At 58.4% G+C, this 12022-nt stretch carries 11 protein-coding genes; 5 read left to right on the forward strand and 6 right to left on the reverse strand.

Annotated elements, in window-relative coordinates; genetic code table 11:
• The first annotated feature begins 490 nt into the window (after positions 1-490).
• Positions 491-3385 carry an Rne/Rng family ribonuclease gene (locus tag GLP52_RS03845; protein WP_237273418.1) on the forward strand — a complete coding sequence of 965 codons (2895 nt, stop codon included), beginning with the start codon at positions 491-493 and terminating at the stop codon, positions 3383-3385.
• A gap of 85 nt (positions 3386-3470) precedes the next feature.
• Here the strand turns inward: GLP52_RS03845 and GLP52_RS03850 are convergent, their stop codons facing one another.
• Positions 3471-3698, reverse strand: a complete 228-nt coding sequence (locus tag GLP52_RS03850) for a sulfurtransferase TusA family protein (RefSeq protein WP_237271599.1) — start codon at positions 3696-3698, stop codon at positions 3471-3473.
• 104 nt (positions 3699-3802) lie between these two features.
• On the opposite strand from GLP52_RS03850, the gene GLP52_RS03855 reads away from it, so the two are divergent.
• The 4 genes from GLP52_RS03855 to GLP52_RS03870 all read left to right on the forward strand — a co-directional run bounded on the left by GLP52_RS03855 (position 3803) and on the right by GLP52_RS03870 (position 8150).
• Positions 3803-4555: a cytochrome c biogenesis CcdA family protein gene (locus GLP52_RS03855; protein WP_093732327.1), complete on the forward strand. Its 753-nt coding sequence runs from the start codon at positions 3803-3805 to the stop codon at positions 4553-4555.
• Positions 4556-4611: 56 nt separating this feature from the next.
• Positions 4612-5838 (forward strand): hypothetical protein, encoded by a 1227-nt coding sequence (locus GLP52_RS03860; RefSeq protein ID WP_237271600.1) that lies wholly within the window; start codon positions 4612-4614, stop codon positions 5836-5838.
• On the forward strand, positions 5835-7187 hold the full coding sequence (locus tag GLP52_RS03865; protein ID WP_237271601.1) for a cytochrome P450: 1353 nt from the start codon (positions 5835-5837) through the stop codon (positions 7185-7187). The genes GLP52_RS03860 and GLP52_RS03865 overlap by 4 nt, the downstream gene beginning before the upstream one ends.
• A gap of 69 nt (positions 7188-7256) precedes the next feature.
• Positions 7257-8150, forward strand: coding sequence for a fructose bisphosphate aldolase (locus GLP52_RS03870; protein WP_093732324.1), 894 nt, complete (start codon positions 7257-7259; stop codon positions 8148-8150).
• 84 nt (positions 8151-8234) lie between these two features.
• On the opposite strand, the gene GLP52_RS03875 is transcribed toward GLP52_RS03870, so the two are convergent.
• The 5 genes from GLP52_RS03875 to chrA all read right to left on the reverse strand — a co-directional run bounded on the left by GLP52_RS03875 (position 8235) and on the right by chrA (position 11942).
• On the reverse strand, positions 8235-8465 hold the full coding sequence (locus GLP52_RS03875) for a ribbon-helix-helix domain-containing protein (RefSeq protein ID WP_093732323.1): 231 nt from the start codon (positions 8463-8465) through the stop codon (positions 8235-8237).
• Entirely contained in the window at positions 8462-8638 is a 177-nt protein-coding gene (locus tag GLP52_RS03880; RefSeq protein WP_093732322.1) for a DUF4169 family protein, read from the reverse strand. The genes GLP52_RS03875 and GLP52_RS03880 overlap by 4 nt, the downstream gene beginning before the upstream one ends.
• Complete coding sequence (gene fumC / locus GLP52_RS03885; RefSeq protein ID WP_093732321.1) at positions 8635-10029, reverse strand: class II fumarate hydratase; 1395 nt, start codon at positions 10027-10029, stop codon at positions 8635-8637. Before fumC ends, GLP52_RS03880 begins: the two co-directional genes overlap by 4 nt.
• A gap of 112 nt (positions 10030-10141) precedes the next feature.
• Positions 10142-10612, reverse strand: a complete 471-nt coding sequence (locus GLP52_RS03890; protein ID WP_093732320.1) for an SspB family protein — start codon at positions 10610-10612, stop codon at positions 10142-10144.
• A 73-nt stretch (positions 10613-10685) separates the two neighbouring features.
• Entirely contained in the window at positions 10686-11942 is a 1257-nt protein-coding gene (chrA, locus tag GLP52_RS03895; RefSeq protein WP_093732319.1) for a chromate efflux transporter, read from the reverse strand.
• Positions 11943-12022: the final 80 nt, after the last annotated feature.

Below are 12022 nucleotides of genomic sequence, written 5' to 3' on the forward strand. Positions count from 1 at the left end.
CATTTCTCATAGCGCAGACCCTTGTCAAGCAAGGGCGCAAGGCGTGGGTGCAGCTTCTACCATTGCGTAGCTGTAGAACCGCAATACGCGATTTCCCATTGTCATTTGGTCCCTTCTGCCGTTAATTGTAGGCAGGGCTGTTTACCTCTTTGGATGGCAAACCAGACCCCAGACAGTTTCGATGCCTCGGTTCCCCGGCATGTGGTGACCAGGCAGACCGATTAGGCCCTTAAAAAAGGCTCAAGAACCGCTGACGATTAGGCCGTGCCTTTGCTCGGTCAGTTGCAGTTAATTAATGGATATGGGGGCGCGTTACGCAGCACCCATGTCGGAGAAGAACCGCGATGACGCGCGCAGACGCCAAGAGCAGACAGACAGGCGGCCTTTGGGGCCCTGTTGAAGCCGCGTCACCCATCGCCCTGACAAGACATACCCTGCCTCGCAGCGTCCCACCGGGCTTGCTGTCTGCGCAGCTGTGCAAAATGGATTTATGCCTAAGAAAATGCTTATCGATGCCACCCACGCTGAGGAAACTCGCGTTGTTGTGGTCGACGGAAACAAGGTCGAGGAATTTGACTTTGAATCAGAGAATAAACGCCAGCTAGCTGGCAATATCTATCTCGCGAAAGTCACGCGGGTTGAACCTTCGTTGCAAGCGGCGTTCGTGGATTATGGCGGCAACCGTCATGGTTTCCTCGCCTTTTCAGAAATTCACCCTGATTATTACCAGATCCCCGTCGCCGACCGTTTGGCGCTGATGGAGGAAGAGCGCGCCTACGCCGAAGCGCAGGCCGCCAAAGAAGACGAAGACGAAAAGCCCAAGCGTCGGACCCGTTCGCGCAGCCGTAGCAAGACCAAGGCCGAGGACACCGTGTCTGATGACGCGACTGTCAGCAAAGACGCGGACACCACAGACAGCGATCAGATTAACGGCATGGAGACCGTGGATCTGGACGACGAGGAGGGCTCCTCTCCGATGGAGCGGGTCGGTGAAACGCCCGTCGAAGAGCCTGCGCAGGATGGCGACACCGCCGCTGACGAGAAATCCGAGGCAAGCGGCGACGCGGCCCAGTCCGATGACACTGATCGCGATGACAGCGATGATGCGGATGACGGTGACGACGATCCCAAAGCCAATGACGCATCCTCCAGGGATGACAGCATCGAATCCGTGGCGGATGACGATGACCACGACGATCTGCGTACTGCCCGCAAGCCACGTCCCAAGCGTTACAAGATCCAAGAAGTTGTAAAAGTCCGTCAAATCCTGCTGGTGCAGGTCGTAAAAGAAGAACGCGGCAACAAGGGTGCGGCACTGACAACCTATCTGTCGCTCGCCGGCCGGTACTGCGTCTTGATGCCCAACACTGCACGTGGGGGCGGCATCAGCCGCAAGATCACCAACGCCGCAGACCGCAAGAAGCTGAAAGAGATCGCGAACGAAATTCAGGTGCCCAAGGGTGCCGGTCTGATCGTACGCACCGCGGGCGCACAGCGCACCAAAGCAGAGATCAAGCGCGACTATGAATACCTGCAACGTCTGTGGGAACAGATCCGCGAGCTGACGCTGAAATCCATCGCGCCGGCCAAGATTTACGAAGAAGGCGACCTGATCAAACGGTCGATCCGCGACCTTTATAACCGCGAGATCGACGAGGTGTTTGTCGAAGGCGAACGCGGCTACCGCATCGCCAAGGACTTCATGAAGATGATCATGCCGTCCCACGCCAAGAACGTGAAGCTTTACAGCGAAACGCTGCCGTTGTTTGCACGCTATCAAGTCGAAAGCTACCTGTCGGGCATGTTCAACCCCACGGTACAGCTGCCTTCGGGCGGGTATATCGTGATTGGTGTGACCGAAGCGCTTGTTGCGATCGACGTGAACTCGGGCCGGGCCACGAAAGAAGGCTCGATCGAACAGACCGCGACCAAGACCAATCTTGAAGCCGCTGCCGAAGTCGCACGCCAGCTGCGTTTGCGCGATCTGGCCGGTCTAATCGTCATCGACTTTATCGACATGGACGAGCGTCGCAACAACGCCGCCGTCGAAAAGCTGATGAAGGACAAACTGAAAACCGACCGCGCGCGCATTCAGGTGGGTCGCATTTCGGGCTTTGGCCTGATGGAAATGTCGCGCCAGCGTCTGCGTCCCGGCATGATCGAGGCGACGACACAGCCGTGCCACGCCTGCCACGGCACTGGTCTGATCCGGTCGGACGACAACCTCGCACTGTCGATCCTGCGCCAGATCGAGGAAGAAGGCACACGCAAACGGTCGCGCGAAGTGCTGATCACCGCGCCCGTGGGGATCGCCAACTTCTTGATGAACCAAAAGCGTGAACATATCGCCCATATCGAAGGGCGTTACGGCATGTCTGTGCGCATCGAAGGCGACCCCGCTTTGGTCAGCCCGGACTTCACGCTTGAAAAGTTCAAGACCGCGACGCGGGTTGTAACGCCGATTGAACATGTGGTGTCGGTGGATACATCTATCATGGACGAGGTCGATGATATGGATATTGACGTCGCTACCGAGGCCGACGCCGAGGTTGAAACAGCCGACGCGGAGCCCACGAATAATGACAATGGCGCGCAGAACCAGCAGGGCGGGTCGGACGATGACAACGATGCCGAGGGTAAACCCAAGCGCCGTCGTCGGCGTCGGCGGCGTCGGGGTGGCAAGGCCAACGGCGATGATGCGGCCAACGGTGACAACAATGATACCGATTCCGATGGTGACAACGATAGCTCCAGCGATGCGGATAAATCGGACGCCACCGTAGAGGCGAAAGCCGACGTTCCTGCAGCGGCGACGAACGAGGACGCCACACAGCAGGACAAACCCAAGCGCACCCGCAGCCGGACCCGCAAACCCAAGGCGGATGCCGCGGCAGAAGCAACGGTTGATACTGACGCCAAGACTTCCGAGGCCGCTGATGCGGCAGCTTCGGATGCTGACAGCGCAGAAGAAGCGCCCAAGCCCAAGCGGACCCGCACGCGCAAGCCCAAAGCTGCCCCCGTCGATGCCGCTGAAGACGCGCCAAAGCCCGAGGAAACGCCTGCTCCGCAAGAGCAGCCAGCCCCCGAGCCCAAGCCAGAACCAGAGGTAACACCCGACGCGCCGACGCCTGAGCCCGCAAAGGAACCGACGCCGATCCCGACGCCGGAACCGACCCCCGCGCAGCCGTCGCAGCCTGCCGAGGTAGAGCCGACACCGGCCCCAACCGAGGTGCCCGACAGCACCCCGACTGAAATCCCTGCCGCGCAGGAAATTCAGCCGGAGCCCCCCATGACGGAGGTGCCGCAGCCTCAGGTGGCCCCGCAGGCTCAGCCCGAAAAACCCGCCAAGCCAAAGCGGCGCGGCTGGTGGTCTTTGGGCGGCTAAACCGCGCGTTCGTCGGGACGACACTTTGAAACGACAAAAGGCAGACCTTCGGGTCTGCCTTTTTGGTTTTCGATTAAACCTGCGTTTACTTTTTGCGGATTACATAAGCCTGCGGCGTTTGGTCCATCAACGCGGTTTCAAGGCTGTGACCGGCCTCGGCGCAGAAATGGGGTATGTCGATAATCGCGGCTGGATCATCTGCGTGAACCGTCAGTAAATCGCCAGAAGCCATTGATTGCAGACGTTTACGCGCCTTAAGGACGGGAAGGGGGCACAGCAGCCCCGTCGCATCGAGAAAGTTTTTATCTGTCATAAGTCTCAAATAGGCGACATGTTTCAGCGCGTCCACAACCTTGTGACAGGGTTCACGCGCAACAGCAGGTGACGCGCTGGACAAAGCAGATTATGGCTTGGGTCATGTTTGGATTTGACCTGATCGACGCGGGACTTTTGCCCGCCATACTCATCGCGCTGACCGCAGGGATCATCAGTTTTCTGAGCCCCTGCGTTTTGCCCATCGTGCCCCCGTACCTCGCCTATATGAGCGGCGTGACCTTGAACGACATGTCGTCGGTCGCAGCTGCGCGACGCAAGGCGGTGATTGCGGCGCTGTTCTTTGTCATGGGGCTTAGCACAGTCTTTTTAATCCTTGGTTTTACCGCGTCTATTTTTGGGGCGTTCTTCTTGCAAAATCAGGTGCTCTTCGCGCGGCTGTCGGGCATTGTGGTGATCATCTTTGGTCTGCATTTCCTGGGCGTCTTCCGCATTCCTTTTCTGGATCAAGAGGCGCGTCTGGATGCGGGCGACAAGGGCGGCACGTCCTTTGGGGCCTATATCCTTGGGCTGGCCTTCGCCTTTGGCTGGACACCCTGCATCGGGCCGCAGCTTGGCGCGATCCTGTCACTTGCGGCTTCCGAAGCATCTGTGACACGTGGCACCTTGCTGCTTGGTGTGTATGCGGCTGGCTTGGGTATTCCGTTCTTGCTGGCTGCGATGTTCATCACCCGCGCCACACAACTGATGAACCGGATTAAACCCTATATGCGACTGATTGAACGGGGCATGGGCATCTTGCTGATCGTGGTCGGGCTGGCGTTGCTGACAGGCGCATTCACGACTTTCTCGTTCTGGCTTCTGGAAACATTTCCGGCCTTGGGATCCTTGGGTTAAGCGCCTTACTCTTGCCGGAAAACCTGTTTAAGCTGCGGTGAAATACAGGGTGAACGATGGCCGAGAATATAGAGCAGACAGTCAAAACGCGACGGGTTTTCTACATCCCCGGCTATGACCCCATTCATCCGCGCCGCTACCGCGAGCTTTACCGCAAGGAAGGTGGCGAACAGGCGCGGATATCGGATTATCAGATCGCCTTATCGCCCAAGACGGGGGGCGGGAACTATGGCTGGAACGTCGCCGCGCATATCGATGGTGTGGATGTAGAGACCACGGTCGAGGTGCTGGTCTGGTCTGACATCGTGCGCATCTCCATGAGCAACTCAATCCTCGCGACCTATGGACAGCTGGTGCAAACGGCGTGGGTGTATATCGCCTCTGGAGCGCTGTGGCGGTTGATGCAGTTGCGCAAGGGGCCGGTGATCGCGGCGCTCTATCCGGTGGGGATGCTGCTGCTGCAACTGCTGATCGCTGTACTTGCGGGCAAGCTTTTGTACACCGCGTTGACCTTCTTTGGCGGGCCCGCGTGGTTCAAGGGCATCGTCGCCGCCCTTGGTGTGGGCCTTGGTTGGCAGGTGCTGCGGTGGTTCAAAAAGCATGATGGCAAGTTTTACGCCTATTATCTTATGCACGACTACGCCTTCGGGGCTGCAACCCGGGGGGCAAACCCGCCCGCGCTTGAAACCCGTATGACCGAATTTGGCGACGCAATCGTTCAGGCGCTGAAGTCTGACGTGGACGAGGTGCTGGTCGTGGGCCATTCCTCGGGGGCGCATCTGGGGGTGTCGATCCTTGCCGACCTGATCCGCGCGGGCAGGGTACCGGCAGAGGGACCGAAACTGGCCTTTATGAGCTTGGGGCAGGTAGTCCCAATGGTGTCTTTCCTACGGGACGCCCACCGTCTGCGCGCCGATCTACGCTATCTGTCGCGATGCGTCGGGCTTACCTGGATCGACGTGACTGCCCCCGGCGATGGCTGCGCCTTTGCGCTGTGCGATCCGGTTGCAGTGTCGGGCGTGGCCCCCGAAGATAAACGCTGGCCGCTGGTGTTTTCAGCGGCCTTCACACAATCGCTGACCCCGGCGCGTTGGAAAGCGTTGCGCTGGCGGTTCTTCCGGCTACATTTCCAATACCTCTGTGCCTTTGATGCGCCCAAGGATTATGACTATTTCCAGATCACCGCAGGTCCGCATAGCCTTGCGGAACGCTATGCTGGACGTCCCGCGTCGCGATCCCGCATCGTGAAACCGGTGAATAAATTCACCTCGACCGCGCCATGACACTGCCGCCCAAACCTGAAAGCCGGCCCGCGGAAGTGTCTTTGTGGCGCTATGCCAAGCTATTCCGCCAAGACATCTTATCCGCTCAACCTGCGCGGCTGTATCGTGCGTGGATGGCGGAATTCAAAACGCCATTTTTCCGAAGCTATCTGATCAACCAGCCCGATCTGATCCAGGACGTGCTCAAGACGCGCCCCGACGACTACCCCAAATCCAACCGGATCGGCGAAGGGTTGCGGCCACTGCTTGGCAATTCTGTTTTTCTGACCAACGGTGAAACCTGGAAACGGCAACGGCGCATCATCGACCCTGCGTTTGAAGGCGGGCGATTGCGCGAAACATTCCCCGCGATCTGGGACGCGGCAGAGGCAGCGGCGGCCCGGCTGGCCCCCCATGACGGTGAACCTCTAGAGGCCGAAGCGCAGACGAGCCACGCGGCAGCGGATGTGATCTTTCGCACGCTGTTTTCGATTCCCATCGAACACCATATGGCCCGCGAGGTCTTTGACGAATTCAAAACCTACCAGCGCAGCCAGCCGATCCTGAACATCGCGGCATTTGTGCCGCTGCCGCGTTGGCTGCCACGTCTGTTCCGACAAGATACAAAACGCAGCGCTGCCAAGATCCGGCAGTTGATCACCGCGCTGACGGCCGAGCGGATGGAGGCGATCAAGGCAGGCACTGCCCCCGACGATCTGGCGACCAAGATTATGACGACCCCTGACCCCGAAGACGGCTCTACCTTCACCACGGAGGAGATGGTCGATCAGGTTGCGATCTTCTTTCTTGCGGGCCACGAGACGAGCGCGTCGGCGCTGGCCTGGGCGATGTATCTGGTCGCGACCCATCCCGACTGGCAGGACCGTTTGGCCAAAGAGGCGCAGGTGATCGACCAGTGTGATTTTGCTGTCATGGGGCAGCTAAGGCAAAGCCGTGATGTCTTCCGCGAGGCGCTGCGGCTGTATCCGCCCGTTCCGATGATGGTGCGCGAGGCAAGCTGCCCCGCGACTTTTCGGGGTCGCCAAGTGGCGCGGGGGGCGCAAGTGGTCATCAGCCCGTGGCATCTGCATCGTCACGAACGCCTGTGGGACAACCCCGACGGGTTTGATCCGGCCCGATGGCACAGCGAAAACGGCAAGAAATGCCAGCGAGAGGCCTATCTGCCGTTCAGCGCCGGTGCGCGGGTCTGTCCGGGCGCAGGGTTTGCCATGGTCGAAGGACCGTTGATCCTGTCGCGTATCTTGCGCGACTACCGCATTGAGGTTGTCGGCGAAAAGCCCCCTGTTCCCGTGGCGCATCTGACGGTTCGGTCAAAAGATGGCATTTTGCTGCGTTTTGTCCGGCGCTAACGATATATCATCGCGGGCATAGATGCGCTAAACGGACACACGACGGAATCAATAAGGGCCAGGATCATCATGACCACGACAGACGCACAGCGCACACAAATGGAAACAGGGCAGGGATTTGTGGCCGCATTGGACCAGTCGGGCGGATCGACCCCAAAGGCGCTAAGCCTCTATGGCGTTGAACCTTCTGATTATTCCGGCGACGCCGAGATGTTTCACGCCATGCACGACATGCGCGCGCGTATCATTCTGGCCGATGATTTCACCTCTGACAAAGTTCTGGGCGCGATCCTGTTCGAGCGCACGATGGACAATTCGATCAACGGCAAACCCGTGGCACAGCTGCTGTGGGAAGACCGCGGCGTCGTGCCCTTCCTCAAGATCGACAAAGGTCTGGAAGACGAATCAAACGGCGTGCAGCTGCTGAAACCCATGCCCGAGCTTGCTGATCTGCTGGCGCGCGCGAAAGCCGCTGGTATCTTTGGCACCAAGGAGCGGTCGGTCATCCAATCCGCTAATCCCGAAGGCATCGCGTCGGTTGTGGCGCAGCAATTCGCCGTCGCTAAAACCGTGTGCGCCGCCGGTCTGGTGCCGATCATCGAGCCTGAGGTGAACATCCATTCGGACAGTAAAGCGGAATGTGAAACGATTCTGAAGTCCGAGCTTGAAAAGCATCTCGCCGAGCTTTCCGCCGACGAACCGGTGATGCTGAAAGTCACCCTGCCAGAGACCGCAGGCCTTTACGACAGCCTTGCCGATCTGCCGAATGTGCTACGTGTCGTTGCGTTGTCGGGCGGGTATTCGACTGAAGACGCCTGCGCGCGTTTGACCCAGAACCCCAAGATGATCGCCAGCTTTTCGCGGGCGTTGACAGAAGGGCTGAACGTCAAGATGACCGATGCCGAGTTCAACGCAGCATTGGGTCAGAACATCACCAAGATCTACGACGCATCCGTCGCCTAAGATTTTTTTGAAGACTAAAAAATAGGGCCGGTGTTTGATTGCGATCAGACGCTGGCCTTTTCGTTTGCCTCGAGCTTGAGTGCCCTACGAGGCTGACAGACGCTCCTTGAGCGCACGCAAGACGTAGACGCGGATCGCAGATGCCAATCCTGCTTCCACGCCGCGTTCGGCATCTATCTGTGCCACCAGCGCGTTGATCGGCATGTCCATCTCTTGCGCGAACCTGCGCAATTCATGCCAGAATTCATCTTCCAACGAGATCGACGTGCGGTGACCCCGAAGGGTCACCGAATGTTTTACAGGTCTCGCGCTCATGTTTCGCGCTTGTGGGCTTCCAAATTACGCGCGATTTGAGCCAGACGTTCTTTCAGAACTTCCTTCTGGTCCTTCTTTTGGCCGAACTGCACTGAATTTTCATCAGCGCGGGCCTTTCGAGATGCGCGGTTGCGCTCTTTCTTGACCTTGTTGAGATTGATGGGGGCGCTCATTCTTTTGGTCCGATCATTTGCTCCGGCCGCACCACGCGGTCGAATGTTTCGGCATCGACAAAGCCCAAGGCGATTGCTTCTTCCTTGAGGGTCGTGCCATTTTTGTGGGCAGTTTTCGCAACTTTGGTCGCGTTGTCATAGCCGATGGTAGGGGCCAGCGCTGTCACCAGCATCAGGCTTTCTTTCATCAGCTTGTCGATTCGTTCGATATTTGCTTGCGTGCCAACAACCATATTGTCGGTAAAGGCCGACGCGCTGTCGCCCAAAAGCTGCATGGATTGCAAGACGTTATAGCTCATCATCGGGTTATAGACGTTAAGCTCGAAGTGACCTTGCGACCCTGCAAAGCCGACCGCCGCGTCATTCCCCATCACGTGGGCACACACCATTGTCAGCGCCTCGGCTTGCGTCGGGTTCACCTTGCCTGGCATGATCGACGATCCTGGCTCGTTCTCGGGCAGGATCAATTCGCCCAGACCGGAACGCGGGCCGGAGCCCAGCAAACGCATGTCATTGGCGATCTTGAACAGCGATCCGGCCACGGTTTTCAACGCACCCGAGAACATGACCATAGCGTCATGGGCGGCCAGTGATTCAAACTTGTTCGGGGCGGTGACAAAGGGCAGGCCGGTAATGTCAGCCATATGCGCCGCCACGGCCTCGGCCCAGCCTTTCTTGGTGTTCAGGCCGGTGCCGACGGCGGTCCCGCCTTGGGCCAGTTCGTAGATGTCGGGCAGACAGGCGTTGACCCGTTCGATGCCTTTTTTCACCTGATGCGCGTAGCCAGAGAATTCCTGCCCCAAGGTCAGCGGTGTCGCATCCTGCGTGTGGGTCCGGCCGATCTTGATGATGTCCTTAAATTCTTCAGACTTTGCAGCCAGCGCGTCGTGCAGTTTTTGCAGACCGGGCAGCAGCACATCGCGGGCCTGCATGCCGATGGCCACGTGCATCGCTGTGGGGAATGTGTCGTTTGACGACTGCCCCATGTTGCAGTGGTCATTGGGGTGTACCGGATCTTTCGACCCTTTCTCACCACCCAGCATTTCAATCGCGCGGTTCGAGATGACCTCGTTTGCATTCATGTTCGACTGCGTGCCCGAACCCGTCTGCCAGACAACCAGCGGGAAGTTGTCGTCGAATTTCCCCTCGATCACCTCGGTCGCGGCGGCAGTGATCGCATCGGCCAGTTTCTGGTCCAGATTCCCCTGATTCAGGTTTTCCATCGCGCAGGCTTTTTTCACCACGCCAAGGGCACGGATGATCGGCACGGGCTGTTTTTCCCACCCGATAGGGAAGTTGATGATCGACCGCTGCGTCTGTGCGCCCCAATATTTATCGGACGGCACTTCCAATGGGCCAAAGCTGTCGGTTTCGGTACGGGTATCGGCCATGAAAAGGCTCCTGATCTTGGGCTTATGTCTGATCAGGGTTTACCCCGCGGGGGGCAGCGGTGCAATGAGACGATGGCGCTAACCTCGAGGCTAGCGATCGCTGGCCGACCGATTACTTGCGGAAGCTGTCGAGCGATACGACTTCAGCGGCTTTGGGGGCTTCTTCTTCGACCTCAAGCTCGCTTTCGTCCTGCTGCGGAAGGTCTTCGTCCTCGTCTGACTGGCCGGGTTCTTGCTGCTCGAATTTCAGACCGAATTCTACCGACGGGTCCACAAAGGTCCGGATCGCGTCATAGGGGATATACATCGGTTCCGGCGCATCGCCAAAGTTCAACGTGACCGAGAAGCCTTCCTCGGTAACCTCAAGCTTGTCGTACCAGTGCTGCATCACCACCGTCATTTCGCCGGGATAGCGATCCGACAGCCAATCCGCCAGCTCTGCATCAGGGTGTGCGGTGTCAAAGGTGATAAAGAAATGGTGGTTGCCGGGCAATCCATTGGCTGCAACGTCAAGTAATACCTGACGAATTAACCCGCGCATGGCATCGTGCATTAGATTGCCATACTCAATGCTTCGGCTCATTACTTCTTCTCCGGACCTTGTTGATGACAGTAGCATACGGCATTTCACACCAGTGAAAAGGGGGCGCAAAAATTTATAGCAAGAGGTTCCAGCCGAGCGCCAGCATCGCCGTCACTGCCATGGTCGACACAATGCCGAACCGAAAAGCCAACATCAACACGGCCGCAATCAACGTCAGCGCGCCGGCGATGGGATCAATGCTGGACCAATCAGGCAACGGCAGAGCAAGATGCGCCATAGGAAGCACGCGCTCGAACAAAACATGCAGCGCGAACCAGACGGACAGATTGGCAATTACGCCAACGACAGCGGCAGTAATCGCCCGCAACGCCCCCGCCAGACGAGGCTGCGCCGAGATAACCTCAAGATACGGTCCCGCGAGAAATATCCATAGAAAACAAGGTGTAAACGTGACCCACACCGTCAGAAAACCGGCAGATACAGCACCCCATGGTCCTGACTGGGCAAATCCCGCCAGCAGGGCGACAAATTCGGTGACCAAGATCAGCGGTCCCGGCGTGGTTTCGGCCAACCCCAAGGCGTCAATCATCTGCTCGGTGGTGATCCATCCGTGATCCTGCACGACGGTCTGCGCCATATAGGCCAGCACGGCATAGGCCCCGCCAAACGTCACCACTGCCAGTTTTGAAAAGAACAATCCGATCTGAAGCAGAAACTCATGACCCATCGCCCAGACGAACAGCAGCGATGATGCCCACAGCGTGCCCCAACCGGCGATGACGCCGATGGGGCGGGCAGGGTGTGGGGGTGCCGCGTCAATTTCTAAAGGGCGCGTGCCATCAGCAGCTCTAAAGGCCCCCCACAGTCCGGCGGTTAGAATGATCAGCGGGAAGGGCACGCCAAAGATAAACAACGCCACAAAGGACAGTGTGGCCAGTATCCAGCCCTCACGACCATGCAGCGCCTTACGTCCCAGATTGCGCAGCGCCTGCACGACAACGACAATCACAGCCGCTTTGATGCCCATAAACGCGGCCTGAACCAAAGGCATCTGCCCGAAATACGCATAGCCGAATGCCAACACCAGAATGACCGCCGCACCCGGCAACACGAACAGCAGTCCGGCCAGCAAACCGCCAAGGGTACCGCGCAGCCGCCAACCGGCGTAGGTCGCCAGTTGCATCGCTTCGGGACCTGGCAGCAACATACACAGGGAAAGAGCGCGCAAAAAGCTGTCTTCGGATAGCCATTGATGCCGGTCCACTAACTCGCGATGCATCAACGCGATCTGCGCCGCGGGCCCGCCAAAGGACAACACCCCGATCCGCCCGAACACACGCGCCATCAGGCGCATATCAGGGGCGCTCATCCGCATTGCTCGCTATTGTTGCGCATAAATACTCCCGACATTCTTGACGTCAGAAGTCGCAGTCCCCGAGCCCAAGGTCA

It is taken from the genome of Sulfitobacter sp. M22 (genome assembly GCF_021736025.1).
Taxonomy (GTDB): domain Bacteria; phylum Pseudomonadota; class Alphaproteobacteria; order Rhodobacterales; family Rhodobacteraceae; genus Sulfitobacter; species Sulfitobacter litoralis.